We start from the raw sequence: 17,801 nt of genomic DNA on the forward strand, positions 1-17,801 counted from the left end.
TCCCACAGCTTAATCACCCTCGAGAACACCCCCATGGAATGGAAACCCCACATCACCGTCGCCACTGTCGTTGAAGACAATGGCCGCTTTCTGATGGTTGAAGAACTCAAGCGCGACCGCGCAGTACTCAACCAACCGGCCGGGCATCTGGACCCGAACGAGAGCCTGATCGAGGCCGCCATCCGCGAAACCCTCGAAGAAACCGGTTACGACGTCGAATTGTCCGGCGTGATTGGCATCTACCTTTACACCGCTCCCAGCAATGGCGTGACCTACCAGCGCATCTGCTTTGCCGGCAAGGCCGTCAAACACCACCCCGACTACCCACTAGACACCGGCATCATTGGCCCGCTCTGGCTGACCCGTGACGAGCTGATCGCCCAGCGCGAACGGTGGCGCAGCGAGCTGACCCTGCAGTGCGTCGACGATTATCTGGCCGGTAAACTGTTCGACCTGACGTTAATCCGCCCTTCGGTTTAGCCTTGAGCGCTCGGGCCTGCTAGAATCGCGTCCTTTTTCAAGACACTCATTGAATCCTTATGCGTGATCCAGCCTTAGTCGCCCCCGAAAAGCAGCGCGTCATTGTCGGCATGTCCGGCGGTGTTGATTCTTCCGTTTCCGCCGTTCTGCTCATGGAGCAGGGCTACCAGGTGGAAGGCCTGTTCATGAAGAACTGGGAGGAAGACGACGGAACGGATTACTGCACCGCCATGGATGATCTGGCAGACGCCCAGGCCGTGTGCGACAAAATTGGCATCAAGCTGCACACCGCCAATTTTGCCGCCGAATACTGGGACAACGTGTTCGAACACTTCCTGGCCGAATACAAGGCCGGTCGTACACCGAACCCGGACATCCTGTGCAACCGCGAAATCAAGTTCAAGGCGTTCCTCGACTACGCCGTAATGCTTGGTGCCGACCTGATCGCCACCGGCCATTACGTGCGCCGTCGCGATATTGATGGCCGCACCGAACTGCTCAAGGGCCTTGATCCGAACAAGGACCAAAGCTACTTCCTGCACGCCGTAGGCGGCGAGCAAATCGCCAAGACCCTGTTTCCGGTCGGCGAGCTGGAAAAACCCGAAGTGCGCAAGATCGCCGAAAAGCACGATCTGGCCACGGCGAAGAAAAAAGACTCCACCGGAATCTGCTTTATCGGCGAGCGCCGCTTCAGCGATTTCCTCAAGCAATACCTGCCGGCACAACCCGGCGAGATCAAAAACACCGAAGGTGAAGTCATCGGGCGCCACCACGGCCTGATGTACCACACCATCGGCCAGCGCCAGGGCCTGGGCATCGGTGGTCTGAAAGACGCCAGCGACGAGCCGTGGTACGTGCTGATCAAGGATCTGGAGCACAACGAGCTGATCGTCGGCCAAGGCAACGACCACCCGTGGCTGTTCTCTGGCGCGCTGCTCGCTTCCGAAATTTACTGGGTCAACCCGATCGACCTGAGCACCCCGCTACGCCTGACGGCCAAGGTCCGGTATCGCCAAACCGATCAACCCTGCACCCTGGAAAAAACCGCCACCGGCTACCGCGCCACCTTCGACGACCCGCAACGTGCAGTCACGCCGGGCCAGTCCGTGGTGTTTTATGATGGCGAAGTCTGCCTGGGCGGCGGCGTGATCGAAGTGGCAGAACCATGGTCCAGCAAGGGCAACCGGGCATGAACGCCACTCAGGAGCAACTGGTAGCCCTGGGGGGGGTATTTTTAGCCGCCGTGCTGGTGGACAAGATCGCCAAAACCGGCCAGGTCAGCGAGGCCGACCTGACCTGCATGCTCGGCAGCCTGCTGGTGCGCGACCCCAAGGACACGCTTGAAGTCTTTGGTGGTGACGACATCAATCTGCGTGAAGGCTATCGAGCCCTGATCGGCGCCCTTGAGCGTGACCCCAATACCCTTCAGCGCGAGCCATTGCGCTACGCGCTGTCGATGCTCGGTCTGGAGCGCCAGTTGGCCAAGCGCAACGACATGCTGGAACTGATCGGCAAACGCCTGCCGCAGATCCAGTCCCAGGTCGAGCATTTCGGCCCGGCTCATGAAAACGTGGTTGCCGCCTGTGGCGCGCTGTACCAGGACACCTTGAGCACCTTGCGTCAGCGTATCCAGGTACACGGCGACATGCGCAACCTGCAACAACCAAACAATGCGTCAAAAATTCGCGCCCTGCTGCTGGCCGGTATCCGTTCAGCGCGGCTTTGGCGTCAATTGGGCGGCCACCGCTGGCAGCTGGTCATCAGCCGCCGCAAGCTGCTCAAAGAGCTTTACCCGATGCTGCGCGGCAACTGAAGCACGCCAGCAGGCACCTATTTAAAAATCGATACGCGTATGACGCCGGTCACTTGGCAACGGACCGGCCGTTTTTTTCATGTATGATACGCGCCCCATTTCGTTGCCCGACTGTCCGAGAACACCCCATGAAGCTCTCTTCGCTCACTGCGGTTTCCCCTGTTGACGGCCGCTACGCCGGCAAAACCCAGGCCCTGCGCCCAATTTTCAGCGAATACGGCTTGATCCGTGCTCGCGTTCTGGTTGAAGTACGCTGGCTCCAGCGCCTGGCTGCTCACGCTGCCATCCCTGAAGTCCCGGCTTTTTCCGAGCAAGCCAACGCCGTTCTCAATGAGCTGGCCGAAAACTTCTCGCTGGAGCACGCCGAGCGCGTCAAAGAAATCGAGCGCACCACCAACCACGACGTTAAAGCCATTGAGTACCTGCTCAAGGAGCAGGCTGCCAAGCTGCCTGAACTGGCCAACGTCAGTGAGTTCATCCACTTCGCCTGCACCAGCGAGGACATCAACAACCTGTCCCACGCCCTGATGCTGCGTGAAGGCCGTGATGACGTGATGCTGCCGCTGATGCGTCAAACCGCCCAAGCCATCCGCGAACTGGCCATCAAGTTCGCTGACGTGCCCATGCTGTCGCGCACCCACGGTCAACCGGCTTCGCCGACCACCCTGGGCAAAGAACTGGCCAACGTGGTTTACCGCCTGGAGCGTCAAATCGCTCAGGTTGCAGCCGTACCGCTGCTGGGTAAAATCAACGGCGCCGTAGGCAACTACAACGCCCACCTGTCGGCTTATCCGCAAATCGACTGGGAAGAAAACGCCCGCGCCTTTATCGAAGACGAACTGGGCCTGGGCTTCAACCCCTACACCACCCAGATCGAGCCGCACGACTACATCGCCGAGCTGTTCGATGCAATCGCCCGCTTCAACACCATCCTGATCGACTTCGATCGAGATATCTGGGGCTACATCTCCCTGGGCTACTTCAAGCAGCGCACCATTGCCGGCGAAATCGGTTCCTCGACCATGCCGCACAAGGTCAACCCGATCGACTTCGAAAACTCCGAAGGCAACCTGGGTATCGCCAACGCCCTGTTCCAGCATTTGGCCAGCAAGTTGCCAATTTCCCGCTGGCAGCGTGACCTGACCGACTCCACCGTACTGCGCAACCTCGGCGTGGGCTTTGCCCATAGCGTCATCGCGTACGAAGCCAGCCTCAAAGGCATCAGCAAGCTTGAGCTTAACGCGCAAAAGATCGCTGCCGACCTGGATGCTTGCTGGGAAGTCCTGGCCGAGCCGATCCAGACCGTAATGCGCCGCTACAACATTGAAAACCCGTACGAGAAGCTCAAAGAGCTGACCCGCGGCAAGGGCATCAGCCCTGAAGCACTGCAAACTTTCATCGACGGCCTTGAAATGCCGGAAGCGGCCAAAGCCGAGCTGAAACTGCTGACCCCTGCCAACTACATTGGCAACGCGGTCGAGCAAGCCAAGCGCATCTGATCGCTGCAACGACCTATTAACGCCCGGCCGTGCCGGGCGTTTTTATTCCCGATTACAAAGTGCAATTTTTCAATAGGTTACACATGAATCCTGATATTCCTCTTCAACTTCTGGGCGGCATCACTGCACGCGAGTTCATGCGCGACTACTGGCAGAAAAAGCCACTGCTGGTCCGTCAGGCCATTCCTGACTTCGAAAGCCCGATCGACGCCGACGAACTGGCCGGTCTGGCGCTTGAAGAAGAAGTCGAATCGCGCCTGATCATCGAACACGGCGAGCGCCCATGGGAATTGCGCCGCGGCCCGTTCGCTGAAGACGAATTCGGCAAGCTGCCTGAGCGTGAATGGACCCTGCTGGTGCAAGCGGTCGACCAGTTCGTGCCCGAAGTCAACGAGCTGCTGGAAAACTTCCGCTTCCTGCCTAGCTGGCGGATCGACGACGTGATGATCAGCTATGCCGCTCCGGGCGGCAGTGTGGGTCCGCACTTCGACAACTACGACGTATTCCTGCTGCAAGGCCACGGCAAGCGCCACTGGCAGATCGGCCAGATGTGCGACTCCGAGAGCAAGCTGCTGGAGCACGCCGACCTGCGCATCCTGGCCGACTTCCAGGCCACCGACGAGTGGACCCTGGAACCCGGCGACATGCTCTACCTGCCGCCGCGCCTGGCCCATTGTGGCGTCGCCGTGGACGACTGCCTGACGTACTCGGTAGGCTTCCGCGCACCAAGCGCCGCTGAAGTGCTGACCCACTTCACCGACTTCCTCAGCCAGTACCTGTCAGACGAAGAACGCTACACCGACGCCGACGCGCAACCGGTGAGCGATCCGCACCAGATCCAGCGTGATGCCCTGGACCGCCTGAAAGGCTTGCTGGCTGAGCACATGAGCGACGAGCGCATGCTGCTGACCTGGTTCGGCCAGTTCATGACAGAACCGCGCTATCCGGAACTCGTGGTCGGCCCTGAACTCGAAGAAGAAGACCTGCTGGGCAGCCTGGAACAGGGCGCAATCCTGATCCGCAACCCGAGCGCCCGCCTGGCCTGGTCCGAGGTCGATGAAGACCTGCTGCTGTTCGCCAGCGGTCAAAGCCGCCTGCTGCCGGGCAAGCTGCGCGAATTGCTGAAAATGATTTGCTCCGCAGACGCGCTGCACAGTGACAACCTCGGCTCATGGCTGGCCGATGAAGATGGACGCGACCTGCTCTGTGAGCTGGTCAAACAAGGAAGCCTGGGGTTCGCTGATGAATAGCATTCACGTACGTGTCGCCGACTGGCAAAAGGACAACGCCGAACTTCGACGCATTCGTGAGGCGGTGTTTATTGCCGAACAATCTGTACCTCCAGAACTGGAGTGGGATGCAGACGATGCCGATGCCGTGCATTTTCTGGCCTATGAAGGCGACTTTCCGATTGGTACCGCCCGGTTGCTGCCGGACGGCCACATCGGCCGCGTATCGGTGCTCAAGGACTGGCGCGGCCTGAAAGTTGGCGATGCGTTGATGCAAGCCACGATCGACGAAGCTGAAAAACGCGGTCTTAAGCAGCAAATGCTCAGCGCACAAGTGCACGCCACGCCGTTCTATGAGCGCCTGGGCTTCAAGATTGTCAGCGACGAGTTCCTGGAAGCAGGGATTCCGCACGTTGACATGGTGCGCGGGAGCTAACTGCCACACCCATCTTTGTGGGAGCGAGCCTGCTCGCGAAGGCTGTTAGCGCGGCGCTCTTGAAAACGTCGCGAGCAGGCTCGCTCCCACAGTAGTTTTGCAAAACGCCCTGCCATCTTCGGATCGCGGGGCGTTTTGCTATCTGGCACACTCCCTTCAAGCTTTTTCAGCATTGCGGAGATAACGGACATGTCCCTACGCGCCATCATCGCCAGCCTCTTGCTGGCATCCAGCCTCAGCGCCCAGGCCGACACGCAGGTCATCACCCTGCAGAACCGCACCAGCACGGAGCTGCTCCCCATCGCCCAAAACTTTGTCGGCAAAAACGGCAAGGTCAGCGCTTACGGCAATCAATTGATCGTCGAGGCATCTGCCTCAAAAATTCAAAACCTCGAAGACCTGCTCTCGAAACTCGACAAGCCTGCCAGACGCTTGCTGATCACTGTCGACACCCGCGACAGCAACCTCGCGGACACCGCCCCGAACACCCGCGTAATCAGTACCGCAAGCCGCGACGGCGGCACTCAGCAAATCCAGACCACCGAGGGCACCCCTGCATTCATTCAAACAGGGCAAAGCGTGCCACTAACCAGCATCCAGACAGACGTTTATGGCCGGGTGATGGCGCAGACCGACTATCGCAACGTCACCCAGGGCTTTTACGTCACCGCCAGCGTTACAGGTGAAACGGTACACCTGGCGATCAGTACGACTCGGGATCGAATGAGCCAGGAGCAGCCTGATGTAGTGAACATTCAAAGTAGCGACACACACGTCAGCGGGCCTTTGGGGCAATGGATCACCCTGGCGGGCACCAACGGTCGAAATCAAACCGACAATGAGGCGCAAACCCGCAGCTACTCTACTCAAAGCCGGGATGACATGACGGTTCGGGTAAAAGTCGATGCACTCGACCAAAAGGGCCAAAACTGACTGACGGGTCGTTTTTCCGCAATTATGTAGTGTTATTAAAAAAGCACTACAAAACATTTGACGCCTCAAAAATGCAAGGGCATGATGGCCCCGCTCCCGCTGATCAGAAGCCTGCAAAGGCTCTGGGGCCCGTACCGCCCTCAGCGAGTAGCCATTCACGCACTCATTCCAACAACATTGTTGTGTGCCTGGTGGAGCAAACATTTTTCAACCCAGACCTATGCGACGAGGTTTATCTCCATGGCACTGACACGCGAACAGCAAATTGCAGCCCTTGAAAAAGACTGGGCCGAAAATCCACGCTGGAAAGGCGTGACTCGCGATTACTCCGCTGCTGACGTGGTCCGCCTGCGCGGCTCGGTTCAACCCGAGCACACCTTTGCAAAAATGGGTGCCGACAAGCTGTGGAAACTGGTGACACAGGGCGCACACCCGTCCTTCCGTCCTGAGAAAGATTTCGTCAACTGCATGGGCGCCCTGACCGGGGGCCAAGCGGTTCAACAGGTTAAAGCTGGTATCCAGGCTATTTACCTGTCGGGTTGGCAAGTGGCGGCAGATAACAACTCTGCCGAATCCATGTACCCGGATCAGTCGCTGTACCCGGTGGACTCCGTCCCAACCGTGGTCAAGCGCATCAACAACTCGTTCCGCCGCGCTGACCAGATCCAGTGGAAAGCCGGCAAAAACCCGGGCGACCAGGGCTACATCGACTACTTCGCTCCAATCGTAGCTGACGCTGAAGCCGGTTTCGGCGGCGTCCTCAACGCTTACGAACTGATGAAAAGCATGATCGAAGCAGGCGCCGCCGGCGTTCACTTCGAAGACCAGCTGGCATCCGTTAAAAAATGCGGCCACATGGGCGGCAAGGTACTGGTTCCGACCCAGGAAGCCGTACAAAAGCTGACTGCCGCTCGCCTGGCGGCTGACGTTGCCGGCACGCCGACCATCATCCTGGCCCGCACCGACGCCAACGCGGCTGATCTGCTGACTTCTGATTGCGATCCGTATGACCAGCCGTTCGTGACAGGTGAGCGCACCAAGGAAGGCTTCTACAAAGTACGCGCCGGCCTGGATCAAGCCATTGCTCGTGGCCTGGCTTACGCGCCTTATGCCGACCTGATCTGGTGCGAAACGGCCAAGCCGGACCTTGATGAAGCCCGTCGCTTTGCTGAAGCGATCAAAAAGGAATACCCAGACCAACTGCTGTCGTACAACTGCTCGCCTTCCTTCAACTGGAAGAAAAACCTGGACGACGCGACCATCGCCAAGTTCCAGCGTGAACTGTCGGCAATGGGCTACAAACACCAGTTCATCACCCTGGCTGGCATCCACAACATGTGGCACAGCATGTTCAACCTGGCGCACGACTACGCCCGCAACGACATGACGGCCTACGTAAAACTGCAAGAGCAGGAATTCGCTGACGCCGCCAAGGGCTACACCTTCGTGGCTCACCAGCAGGAAGTGGGCACTGGCTACTTTGACGACATGACCACCGTGATCCAGGGCGGCTCGTCTTCAGTCACCGCGCTGACCGGCTCGACCGAAGAAGAACAGTTCCACTGATAATGGAACAACGGCCATTGCCCGGCTCGTAAAGCAAAAACGCAATGCCTCGCACATGACGCCCCGACTGGCTCGGGGCGTTTTTTTGCCCGGAATTTACACCGATGCTGTGGGAGCGGGCTTGCTCGCGATGGCATCACCGCGCCATGCCTGGAGTACCGAGTTGTCAGTATCGCGAGCAAGCCCGCTCCCACAGAAAGAAATCCCACGGCCCTGCCCATCCGACAAAACCCTGACCCAGATCCATACGCCAAAACAAAAACCGGGTTAAAAAGCCAAGTTCAAAACTTGCTAACCGCACCTATATAAGCCAACTTGAACCGGCGCACAGCACACCACCACACTTAAATAATATTGATTATCATTTAGAGTTGCTATTGTTGATTACCGTCGTTGTAAAACATAATCAACAAAACAGGCTGTAATGCCCGCAGCGCATGGCCTACAGCACATTCGAGGAAGGCCATACCACTAAAGGACTGAATTAATTCATCTTAGAAAATTTACTTGCTGGGTGTTTAGCCATAAAATCCCGGCAATCAATAGCACTGCGACATAACGTCACTGCTTTATTACCTTTTTAAGCTCAGAGACCTTTGCTCTCTGTTAAGGATTTCCAGCATGCCCGAAGCGACAGGACTCATAGCCCACAACTGGGGCTTTGCCATTTTCCTTCTCGGTGTTGTCGGCCTTTGCGCCTTCATGCTCGGTGTCTCCAGCCTCCTCGGGTCAAAAGCCTGGGGGCGCAGCAAAAACGAACCGTTCGAGTCCGGCATGCTACCTACCGGTGGCGCCCGCTTGCGGCTCTCAGCCAAATTCTATCTGGTCGCGATGCTGTTCGTGATCTTCGATATCGAAGCCCTCTTTCTCTTTGCATGGTCTGTGTCTGTTCGCGAAAGCGGCTGGACCGGATTCGTCGAAGCTCTCGTTTTCATAGCAATTCTGTTGGCAGGCCTTGTCTACCTATTTCGGGTGGGTGCTCTTGATTGGGCACCGGAAGCTCGTCGCAAGCGGCAGGCCAAGCTGAAACAATGAGGCTTTGGCAATGCAATACGAACTCACCAGGATCGACCCGGATGCTCCTAACGAGCAATACCCGATCGGCACACGGGAAACCGTTGCCGATCCGTTAGAAGATCAAGTCCACAAAAACATCTTCATGGGCAAGCTGGAAGACGTGCTGAACGGCACGGTCAACTGGGGGCGTAAAAACTCCCTGTGGCCGTACAACTTCGGCCTGTCATGCTGCTACGTGGAAATGACCACCGCCTTCACGGCCCCCCACGACATCGCGCGCTTTGGCGCCGAAGTTATCCGGGCATCGCCGCGTCAGGCGGATTTCATGGTTATCGCCGGTACCTGCTTCATCAAGATGGCGCCGATCATTCAGCGTCTCTATGAGCAAATGCTTGAGCCTAAGTGGGTTATTTCCATGGGTTCTTGCGCCAACTCCGGCGGCATGTACGACATCTACTCCGTGGTTCAAGGGGTTGACAAGTTCCTGCCCGTGGACGTTTACGTGCCAGGCTGCCCACCCCGCCCAGAGGCTTTTCTGCAAGGCTTGATGCTCTTGCAAGAGTCGATTGGCCAGGAGCGTCGCCCACTTTCCTGGGTTGTCGGCGACCAAGGCGTTTACCGCGCCGAGATGCCGTCCCAAAAGGAACAGCGCCGTGAACAGCGTATTCAGGTAACCAACCTGCGCAGCCCCGACGAAGTCTGATCCAGCGCCGTTTCTATCAATAGAACGAAACACTGGCTTCATTCTTTACGTTGACCGAAAGCGATAAAAAACCATGACTACAGGCTCCGCTCTGTACATCCCGCCTTATAAGGCTGACGACCAAGATGTGGTTGTCGAACTCAATACCCGTTTTGGCCCTGAGGCGTTCACCGCCCAGGCCACGCGCACCGGCATGCCGGTGCTTTGGGTTACCCGCGCAAAACTGGTTGAAGTCCTGACCTTCCTGCGTAACCTGCCAAAACCTTACGTCATGCTCTATGACTTGCACGGTGTAGACGAACGTCTGCGTACCAAGCGTCAGGGCCTGCCATCGGGTGCAGACTTCACCGTCTTCTATCACCTGATGTCGCTTGAACGTAATAGTGACGTAATGATCAAGGTCGCCTTGTCCGAGAGCGACCTCAGCGTACCGACCGTGACCGGTATCTGGCCGAACGCCAACTGGTACGAGCGCGAAGTCTGGGACATGTTCGGCATCGACTTCAAAGGCCACCCTCACCTGTCGCGCATCATGATGCCGCCGACGTGGGAAGGTCACCCGCTGCGCAAGGACTTCCCGGCCCGTGCCACCGAGTTTGACCCGTACAGCCTGACCCTGGCCAAGGTGCAACTGGAAGAGGAAGCCGCACGTTTCCGTCCTGAAGACTGGGGCATGAAGCGTTCCGGCGAAAACGAGGACTACATGTTCCTCAACCTGGGCCCGAACCACCCTTCGGCCCACGGTGCCTTCCGTATCATCCTGCAGCTGGACGGTGAAGAGATCGTCGACTGCGTGCCAGACGTCGGCTACCACCACCGTGGTGCCGAGAAAATGGCAGAGCGCCAGTCCTGGCACAGCTTCATCCCGTACACCGACCGTATCGACTACCTCGGCGGCGTGATGAACAACCTGCCTTACGTGCTCTCGGTCGAGAAGCTCGCCGGTATCAAGGTTCCGGATCGGGTCGACACCATCCGCATCATGATGGCCGAGTTCTTCCGCATCACCAGCCACCTGCTTTTCCTGGGTACTTACATCCAGGACGTGGGCGCCATGACCCCGGTGTTCTTCACCTTCACCGACCGTCAGCGCGCCTACAAAGTGATCGAAGCCATCACCGGTTTCCGTCTGCACCCGGCCTGGTACCGCATCGGCGGCGTTGCACACGACCTGCCCCGCGGTTGGGAAAAACTGGTTCAGGAATTTATCGACTGGATGCCAAAGCGTCTGGACGAGTACCAGAAAGCCGCTCTGGACAACAGCATCCTGCGTGGCCGTACCATCGGCGTTGCCGCCTACAACACCAAAGAGGCCCTGGAATGGGGCGTCACCGGTGCCGGCCTGCGTTCGACCGGTTGTGATTTCGACATCCGTAAAGCACGCCCGTACTCCGGCTACGAGAACTTCGAATTTGAAGTCCCGCTGGCGGCCAACGGCGACGCTTACGATCGTTGCATCGTGCGTGTCGAAGAAATGCGCCAGAGCCTGAAAATCATCGAGCAGTGCATGCGCAACATGCCGGCAGGCCCGTACAAGGCGGATCACCCGCTGACCACGCCGCCGCCTAAAGAACGCACGCTGCAGCACATCGAGACCTTGATCACGCACTTCCTGCAAGTTTCGTGGGGCCCGGTCATGCCGGCCAACGAATCCTTCCAGATGATCGAAGCGACCAAGGGCATCAACAGTTATTACCTGACGAGCGATGGCGGCACCATGAGCTACCGCACCCGGATTCGCACCCCAAGCTTCCCGCACCTGCAGCAGATCCCTTCGGTGATCAAAGGTGAAATGGTCGCGGACTTGATTGCGTACCTGGGTAGTATCGATTTCGTTATGGCCGACGTGGACCGCTAAGCATGAACAGCACGCTTATCCAGACAGACCGTTTCGCCCTGAGCGAAACCGAGCGCTCGGCCATCGAGCACGAGATGCATCACTACGAAGATCCACGCGCAGCGTCGATCGAAGCCCTGAAGATCGTTCAGAAGGAACGCGGCTGGGTGCCAGACGGCGCGATTTACGCCATCGGCGAACTGCTGGGCATCCCTGCCAGCGACGTTGAAGGTGTGGCCACGTTCTACAGCCAGATCTTCCGCCAGCCCGTTGGCCGTCACATCATCCGCGTGTGCGACAGCATGGTCTGCTACATCGGCGGCCACGAATCGGTGGTTGGTGAAATCCAGAACAAGCTGGGCATCGGCCTGGGCCAGACCACTGCTGACGGCCGCTTCACGCTGCTGCCAGTATGCTGCCTGGGCAACTGCGACAAGGCGCCGGCGTTGATGATCGACGACGACACATTCGGTGACGTGCAGCCTGCTGGCGTCGCCACGTTGTTGGAGGCCTACCCATGACCCTGACTTCTTTCGGCCCTGCCAACCTGATCAAGCGTTCGGCAGAAACCCACCCCCTGACCTGGCGTCTGCGTGACGACGGCGAGCCGGTATGGCTGGACGAGTACCAGGCCAAAGACGGTTACGCCGCTGCGCGCAAGGCATTCGCTGACATGGCGACGGACGATATCGTCCAGACCGTGAAAGACGCCGGCCTCAAGGGTCGCGGCGGTGCGGGCTTCCCCACGGGCGTGAAGTGGGGGCTGATGCCTAAAGACGAGTCCATGAACATCCGTTACCTGCTGTGTAACGCCGATGAAATGGAACCCAACACCTGGAAAGACCGCATGCTGATGGAGCAACTGCCCCATCTGCTCATCGAAGGCATGCTGATCAGTGCCCGTGCACTGAAAACCTACCGCGGCTATATCTTCCTGCGTGGCGAATACACCACGGCTGCAGTGCACCTGCGCCGTGCTGTTGAAGAAGCCAAGGCAGCAGGCCTGCTGGGCAAGAACATCCTGGGCTCGGGGTTTGACTTCGAACTGTTCGTTCACACCGGCGCCGGGCGTTACATCTGCGGTGAAGAAACCGCACTGATCAACTCCCTCGAAGGCCGTCGCGCCAACCCACGTTCCAAGCCGCCATTCCCGGCCGCTGTGGGCGTATGGGGCAAGCCGACCTGCGTGAACAACGTTGAAACCCTGTGCAACGTTCCGGCCATCATCGGCAACGGCGTTGACTGGTACAAATCCATCGCTCGCGAAGGCAGCGAAGACATGGGCACCAAGCTCATGGGCTTCTCCGGCAAAGTGAAGAACCCTGGCCTGTGGGAACTGCCGTTCGGCGTGACCGCTCGCGAGCTGTTCGAAGACTACGCTGGCGGCATGCGCGACGGCTTCAAGCTCAAGTGCTGGCAACCCGGCGGCGCCGGTACGGGCTTCCTGCTGCCAGAGCATCTGGATGCACAAATGTACGCCGGTGGTATCGCCAAGGTCGGCACCCGTATGGGTACCGGCCTGGCCATGGCCGTCGACGACAGCGTCAACATGGTGTCTCTGCTGCGCAACATGGAACAGTTCTTCGCTCGCGAATCGTGCGGTTTCTGCACCCCTTGCCGTGATGGTCTGCCGTGGAGCGTCAAGCTCCTGATGGCGATTGAACACGGCGAAGGTCAGCCCGGCGATATCGAGACCCTGCTGGGTCTGGTCGGTTTCCTCGGCCCTGGCAAGACGTTCTGTGCTCACGCACCGGGTGCCGTGGAGCCATTGGGCAGCGCGATCAAGTATTTCCGTCCAGAGTTCGAAGCCGGTATTGCGCAAGCAAAACCCGGGGTTCCACCTCTGGCACGCCCGATTGTAATCGGCGCGTAACGCTCTGTAGGAGAGCGGTCCGTGCCGCTCTCTGATCGTTCGATAACGCCGTGAGGCTGAGTTGTTTCGAACGCATAACAAGATTCCATTAGCCACGCCCGCTGACACCGGGCCAACGAAGACCTTTGAACAATGGCCACTATCCACGTAGACGGCAAAGATCTCGAAGTCGATGGGGCAGACAACCTGTTACAGGCGTGTCTGTCGCTAGGTCTCGATATCCCGTATTTCTGCTGGCACCCTGCCCTGGGCAGTGTTGGCGCTTGCCGCCAATGCGCCGTCAAGCAGTACACCGACGAGAACGACAAGCGTGGTCGTATCGTCATGTCGTGCATGACACCGGCCACCGACGGTAGCTGGATCTCCATCGACGACGAAGAAGCGAAAGTGTTTCGCGCCAGCGTCGTTGAATGGTTGATGACCAACCACCCGCACGACTGCCCGGTGTGCGAAGAAGGCGGTCACTGCCACCTGCAAGACATGACCGTGATGACCGGTCACAACGAGCGCCGTTATCGCTTCACCAAGCGTACCCACCAGAACCAGCAACTGGGCCCGTTCATTTCCCACGAAATGAACCGCTGCATCGCCTGCTATCGCTGCGTACGCTTCTATAAAGACTACGCGGGTGGTACTGACCTCGGCGTTTTCGGCGCCCACGACAATGTGTACTTCGGTCGCGTTGAAGACGGCGTGCTCGAAAGCGAGTTCTCGGGCAACCTCACCGAAGTCTGCCCGACCGGTGTGTTTACCGACAAAACCCACTCCGAGCGCTACAACCGCAAGTGGGACATGCAGTTTGCCCCAAGCATCTGCCACGGTTGCTCCAGCGGCTGTAACATCAGCCCGGGCGAACGCTATGGCGAACTGCGTCGCATCGAAAACCGCTTCAACGGTTCGGTCAACCAGTACTTCCTGTGTGACCGTGGCCGTTTCGGCTATGGCTACGTCAACCGCACCGATCGTCCACGCCAGCCACTGCTGGCCGACGGCACTAAGCTGAGCCTGGACGCCGCACTGGACAAAGCCGCTGACCTGCTGCGCGGTCGCAACATCGTCGGTATCGGTTCGCCCCGCGCCAGCCTCGAAAGCAACTACGCGTTACGCGAACTGGTCGGCGCCGAGCACTTCTACTCAGGCATCGAAGCCGGTGAGCTGGACCGCATCCGTCTGGTGCTGCAAGTACTGAAAGACAGCCCGCTGCCAGTGCCGAACATGCGCGAGATCGAAGATCACGACGCCATTTTCGTCCTCGGCGAAGACCTGACCCAGACTGCAGCCCGTATGGCGCTGTCGTTGCGTCAATCGGTCAAGGGCAAGGCTGAAGAAATGGCCGACGCCATGCGCGTTCAGCCATGGCTCGATGCCGCCGTGAAAAACATCGGCCAGCATGCGCTGAACCCGTTGTTTATCGCAAGCCTGGCTGAAACCAAGCTCGATGACGTGGCTGAGGAATGCGTCCATGCAGCACCGGACGATCTGGCCCGCATTGGTTTTGCAGTAGCCCATGCCATCGACGCCAGCGCCCCAGCCGTTGCCGGTCTGGATGCTGAAGCCCTGGAACTGGCGCAACGCATTGCCAACGCTCTGCTCGCCGCCAAACGTCCACTGATCATTGCCGGTACTTCCCTGGGCTCCAAAGCCCTGATCGAAGCCGCAGGTAACATCGCCAAAGCCCTGCACCTGCGCGAGAAGGCCGGTTCCATCAGCCTCATCGTGCCGGAAGCCAACAGCCTTGGCCTGGCCATGCTGGGCGGCGACTCGGTAGACGCAGCCTTGCAAGCCGTGATCGACGGTAAAGCCGACGCCATCGTGGTACTGGAAAACGACCTGTTCACCCGTGTTGACGCGGTCAAGGTCAACGCTGCGCTGGACGCTGCCAAAGTGGTGATCGTTGCCGACCACCAGAAGACTGCGACCACCGACCGTGCCGATCTGGTACTGCCGGCCGCAAGCTTCGCAGAAGGCGACGGTACACTGGTCAGCCAGGAAGGCCGCGCCCAACGCTTCTTCCAGGTGTTCGACCCGACTTACCTGGACGCCAGCATTCTGGTTCACGAAGGCTGGCGCTGGTTGCACGCACTGCGCAGTACCCTGCTGAACAAGCCGGTTGACTGGACCTTGCTCGACCATGTCACTCAAGCCACGGCTGCAAGCACACCTGCACTGGCCCGCATCATTGATGCCGCGCCGTCTGCTGCGTTCCGCATCAAAGGCATGAAGCTGGCTCGCGAACCGCTGCGTTACAGCGGCCGTACCGCCATGCGCGCCAACATCAGCGTGCACGAGCCTCGCACCCCACAAGACCCGGACACCGCGTTCGCCTTCTCCATGGAAGGTTACTCGGGCTCCGTCGAACCGCGCCAACAAGTGCCGTTCGCCTGGTCGCCGGGCTGGAACTCGCCACAAGCGTGGAACAAGTTCCAGGACGAAGTCGGTGGTCATATCCGTGCTGGCGACCCGGGCACCCGCCTGATCGAAAGCGAAGGTGATTCGCTGAGCTGGTTTGCCAACATTCCGGGCGCATTCAACCCGGCACGCGGTACCTGGCAAGTGGTGCCGTTCTTCCACCTGTTGGGCAGCGAAGAGAACTCTTCGAAAGCCGCACCGGTTCAAGAGCGCATTCCGGCTGCTTACATCGCACTGGCCAAATCCGAAGCCGATCGTCTGGGTGTCAATGAAGGTGCCCTGCTCAGCCTCAACGTTGCCGGCGTGACCCTGCGTCTGCCGCTGCGTATCAATGAAGAGCTGGGTTCAGGTCTGGTGGCATTGCCTGCAGGGCTTGCCGGTATCCCGCCAGCGATCTTTGGCCTTACCGTTGACGGTTTGCAGGAGGCAGCCCAATGACCTGGTTCACACCTGAAGTGATCGACGTGATTATCTCGGTGCTCAAAGCCGTGGTGATCCTGCTCGCCGTAGTCGTTTGCGGCGCGCTGCTCAGTTGGGTAGAACGTCGCCTGCTGGCCTTGTGGCAAGACCGTTACGGTCCGAACCGCGTTGGCCCGTTTGGCGCGTTCCAGATCGCAGCCGACATGATCAAGATGTTCTTCAAGGAAGACTGGACCCCACCGTTTGCCGACAAGGTGATCTTCACCCTGGCACCGGTTGTGGCCATGAGCGCCTTGCTGATCGCCTTCGCGATTATCCCGATCACCCCGACCTGGGGCGTGGCGGATCTGAACGTCGGCATCCTGTTCTTCTTCGCCATGGCCGGTCTGTCGGTCTATGCGGTGTTGTTTGCAGGCTGGTCGAGCAACAACAAGTTCGCGCTGCTGGGTGCCTTGCGTGCCTCGGCACAGACGGTTTCCTACGAAGTGTTCATGGGCCTGGCGCTGATGGGCATCGTGGTGCAGGTTGGCTCGTTCAACATGCGCGACATCGTGGAATACCAGGCGCAGAACCTGTGGTTCATCATTCCGCAAATCTTCGGTTTCCTGACCTTCTTCATCGCAGGCGTAGCCGTGACTCACCGTCACCCCTTCGACCAGCCAGAAGCAGAACAGGAACTGGCCGATGGTTACCACATTGAATACGCCGGCATGAAGTGGGGCATGTTCTTCGTTGGTGAGTACATCGGGATCGTGTTGATCTCGGCGTTGCTGGTGACTTTGTTCTTCGGTGGCTGGCACGGGCCTTTCGGCATCCTGCCGCAGATCCCGTTTATCTGGTTCGCCCTGAAGACCGCGTTTTTCATCATGATCTTCATCCTGCTGCGCGCTTCTATTCCGCGCCCACGGTATGACCAAGTGATGGACTTCAGCTGGAAGTTCTGCCTGCCGCTGACCCTGATCAATTTGCTGGTGACCGCCGCAGTCGTGTTGTTGAACACGCCCGCCGGCGCGGTTCAGTGAGGATAGAGACCCATGTTCAAGTACCTGTTTGACATCGTGCATGGCACCTACACCCAGCTTCGCAGCTTGGTGATGGTGTTTGGCCATGCCTTCCGCAAGCGTGACACGCTGCAATACCCGGAAGAACCGGTCTACCTGCCACCACGCTACCGTGGCCGGATTGTCCTGACCCGCGACCCGGACGGCGAAGAGCGTTGTGTAGCCTGTAACCTGTGCGCCGTAGCGTGCCCGGTAGGCTGCATCTCGCTGCAAAAAGCCGAAACCGAAGATGGTCGCTGGTACCCGGAGTTCTTCCGCATCAACTTCTCACGCTGCATTTTTTGCGGTCTGTGTGAGGAAGCCTGCCCGACCACCGCGATCCAGCTGACACCGGATTTCGAGATGGCCGAGTTCAAACGTCAGGATCTGGTGTACGAGAAAGAAGATCTGCTGATCTCCGGTCCCGGTAAGAACCCTGATTACAACTTCTATCGTGTTGCGGGTATGGCCGTTGAAGGCAAGCCGAAAGGCGCTGCCCAGAACGAAGCCGAGCCGATCAACGTGAAGAGCTTGCTGCCTTAAGGA

At 58.8% G+C, this 17,801-nt stretch carries 16 protein-coding genes; all 16 read left to right on the forward strand.

The window, feature by feature from the left end; genetic code table 11:
- The first annotated feature begins 33 nt into the window (after positions 1 to 33).
- The 16 genes from TU76_RS00090 to nuoI all read left to right on the forward strand — a co-directional run bounded on the left by TU76_RS00090 (position 34) and on the right by nuoI (position 17,798).
- Positions 34 to 480 carry an NUDIX hydrolase gene (locus tag TU76_RS00090; protein WP_046809247.1) on the forward strand — a complete coding sequence of 149 codons (447 nt, stop codon included), beginning with the start codon at positions 34 to 36 and terminating at the stop codon, positions 478 to 480.
- Between the two features lie 59 nt (positions 481 to 539).
- Positions 540 to 1,673, forward strand: a complete 1,134-nt coding sequence (gene mnmA / locus TU76_RS00095) for a tRNA 2-thiouridine(34) synthase MnmA (protein WP_019828507.1) — start codon at positions 540 to 542, stop codon at positions 1,671 to 1,673.
- Positions 1,670 to 2,293 (forward strand): high frequency lysogenization protein HflD, encoded by a 624-nt coding sequence (hflD, locus tag TU76_RS00100; protein WP_048350827.1) that lies wholly within the window; start codon positions 1,670 to 1,672, stop codon positions 2,291 to 2,293. Before mnmA ends, hflD begins: the two co-directional genes overlap by 4 nt.
- Positions 2,294 to 2,421: 128 nt before the next feature.
- Positions 2,422 to 3,792 (forward strand): adenylosuccinate lyase, encoded by a 1,371-nt coding sequence (gene purB / locus TU76_RS00105; protein WP_019828509.1) that lies wholly within the window; start codon positions 2,422 to 2,424, stop codon positions 3,790 to 3,792.
- A gap of 83 nt (positions 3,793 to 3,875) precedes the next feature.
- Entirely contained in the window at positions 3,876 to 5,042 is a 1,167-nt protein-coding gene (locus tag TU76_RS00110; protein WP_019828510.1) for a ribosomal protein uL16 3-hydroxylase, read from the forward strand.
- The gene (locus tag TU76_RS00115) at positions 5,035 to 5,457 is read left to right on the forward strand and encodes a GNAT family N-acetyltransferase (protein ID WP_019828511.1); all 423 of its coding nucleotides are present in this window, start codon (positions 5,035 to 5,037) and stop codon (positions 5,455 to 5,457) included. Before TU76_RS00110 ends, TU76_RS00115 begins: the two co-directional genes overlap by 8 nt.
- Before the next feature lie 189 nt (positions 5,458 to 5,646).
- Positions 5,647 to 6,390, forward strand: a complete 744-nt coding sequence (locus tag TU76_RS00120; protein WP_048350828.1) for a secretin N-terminal domain-containing protein — start codon at positions 5,647 to 5,649, stop codon at positions 6,388 to 6,390.
- 240 nt (positions 6,391 to 6,630) lie between these two features.
- Complete coding sequence (aceA, locus tag TU76_RS00125; protein ID WP_003446991.1) at positions 6,631 to 7,956, forward strand: isocitrate lyase; 1,326 nt, start codon at positions 6,631 to 6,633, stop codon at positions 7,954 to 7,956.
- 621 nt (positions 7,957 to 8,577) lie between these two features.
- Positions 8,578 to 8,991 carry an NADH-quinone oxidoreductase subunit A gene (locus TU76_RS00130; RefSeq protein WP_003446990.1) on the forward strand — a complete coding sequence of 138 codons (414 nt, stop codon included), beginning with the start codon at positions 8,578 to 8,580 and terminating at the stop codon, positions 8,989 to 8,991.
- Between the two features lie 10 nt (positions 8,992 to 9,001).
- On the forward strand, positions 9,002 to 9,676 hold the full coding sequence (locus TU76_RS00135; RefSeq protein WP_019828514.1) for a NuoB/complex I 20 kDa subunit family protein: 675 nt from the start codon (positions 9,002 to 9,004) through the stop codon (positions 9,674 to 9,676).
- 73 nt (positions 9,677 to 9,749) lie between these two features.
- On the forward strand, positions 9,750 to 11,534 hold the full coding sequence (nuoC, locus tag TU76_RS00140) for an NADH-quinone oxidoreductase subunit C/D (RefSeq protein WP_019828515.1): 1,785 nt from the start codon (positions 9,750 to 9,752) through the stop codon (positions 11,532 to 11,534).
- A gap of 2 nt (positions 11,535 to 11,536) precedes the next feature.
- A complete protein-coding gene (nuoE, locus tag TU76_RS00145; protein WP_016780198.1) occupies positions 11,537 to 12,034 on the forward strand; it encodes an NADH-quinone oxidoreductase subunit NuoE in 498 nt (165 codons plus the stop codon).
- Positions 12,031 to 13,386 (forward strand): NADH-quinone oxidoreductase subunit NuoF, encoded by a 1,356-nt coding sequence (gene nuoF, locus TU76_RS00150; RefSeq protein WP_019828516.1) that lies wholly within the window; start codon positions 12,031 to 12,033, stop codon positions 13,384 to 13,386. The genes nuoE and nuoF overlap by 4 nt, the downstream gene beginning before the upstream one ends.
- Positions 13,387 to 13,518: 132 nt before the next feature.
- Positions 13,519 to 16,233: an NADH-quinone oxidoreductase subunit NuoG gene (gene nuoG, locus TU76_RS00155; protein ID WP_048350829.1), complete on the forward strand. Its 2,715-nt coding sequence runs from the start codon at positions 13,519 to 13,521 to the stop codon at positions 16,231 to 16,233.
- Positions 16,230 to 17,237, forward strand: a complete 1,008-nt coding sequence (gene nuoH, locus TU76_RS00160; protein WP_019828518.1) for an NADH-quinone oxidoreductase subunit NuoH — start codon at positions 16,230 to 16,232, stop codon at positions 17,235 to 17,237. Before nuoG ends, nuoH begins: the two co-directional genes overlap by 4 nt.
- A 12-nt stretch (positions 17,238 to 17,249) precedes the next feature.
- Positions 17,250 to 17,798, forward strand: coding sequence for an NADH-quinone oxidoreductase subunit NuoI (gene nuoI / locus TU76_RS00165; RefSeq protein ID WP_016780194.1), 549 nt, complete (start codon positions 17,250 to 17,252; stop codon positions 17,796 to 17,798).
- Positions 17,799 to 17,801: the final 3 nt, after the last annotated feature.

The sequence above is a fragment of the Pseudomonas psychrophila genome (assembly GCF_001043005.1).
Lineage (GTDB): Bacteria > Pseudomonadota > Gammaproteobacteria > Pseudomonadales > Pseudomonadaceae > Aquipseudomonas > Aquipseudomonas psychrophila.

What these genes read in the sequence shown, in the direction of transcription:
- TU76_RS00090 (WP_046809247.1), top strand. Translation starts at nt 34, where the DNA reads ATGGAATGGAAACCCCACATCACCGTCGCCACTGTCGTTGAAGACAAT.
- purB (WP_019828509.1), top strand. Translation starts at nt 2,422, where the DNA reads ATGAAGCTCTCTTCGCTCACTGCGGTTTCCCCTGTTGACGGCCGCTAC.
- nuoE (WP_016780198.1), top strand. Translation starts at nt 11,537, where the DNA reads ATGAACAGCACGCTTATCCAGACAGACCGTTTCGCCCTGAGCGAAACC.
- nuoF (WP_019828516.1), top strand. Translation starts at nt 12,031, where the DNA reads ATGACCCTGACTTCTTTCGGCCCTGCCAACCTGATCAAGCGTTCGGCA.
- nuoH (WP_019828518.1), top strand. Translation starts at nt 16,230, where the DNA reads ATGACCTGGTTCACACCTGAAGTGATCGACGTGATTATCTCGGTGCTC.
- TU76_RS00110 (WP_019828510.1), top strand. Translation starts at nt 3,876, where the DNA reads ATGAATCCTGATATTCCTCTTCAACTTCTGGGCGGCATCACTGCACGC.
- nuoG (WP_048350829.1), top strand. Translation starts at nt 13,519, where the DNA reads ATGGCCACTATCCACGTAGACGGCAAAGATCTCGAAGTCGATGGGGCA.
- TU76_RS00115 (WP_019828511.1), top strand. Translation starts at nt 5,035, where the DNA reads ATGAATAGCATTCACGTACGTGTCGCCGACTGGCAAAAGGACAACGCC.
- aceA (WP_003446991.1), top strand. Translation starts at nt 6,631, where the DNA reads ATGGCACTGACACGCGAACAGCAAATTGCAGCCCTTGAAAAAGACTGG.
- TU76_RS00130 (WP_003446990.1), top strand. Translation starts at nt 8,578, where the DNA reads ATGCCCGAAGCGACAGGACTCATAGCCCACAACTGGGGCTTTGCCATT.
- TU76_RS00135 (WP_019828514.1), top strand. Translation starts at nt 9,002, where the DNA reads ATGCAATACGAACTCACCAGGATCGACCCGGATGCTCCTAACGAGCAA.
- TU76_RS00120 (WP_048350828.1), top strand. Translation starts at nt 5,647, where the DNA reads ATGTCCCTACGCGCCATCATCGCCAGCCTCTTGCTGGCATCCAGCCTC.
- mnmA (WP_019828507.1), top strand. Translation starts at nt 540, where the DNA reads ATGCGTGATCCAGCCTTAGTCGCCCCCGAAAAGCAGCGCGTCATTGTC.
- nuoI (WP_016780194.1), top strand. Translation starts at nt 17,250, where the DNA reads ATGTTCAAGTACCTGTTTGACATCGTGCATGGCACCTACACCCAGCTT.
- hflD (WP_048350827.1), top strand. Translation starts at nt 1,670, where the DNA reads ATGAACGCCACTCAGGAGCAACTGGTAGCCCTGGGGGGGGTATTTTTA.
- nuoC (WP_019828515.1), top strand. Translation starts at nt 9,750, where the DNA reads ATGACTACAGGCTCCGCTCTGTACATCCCGCCTTATAAGGCTGACGAC.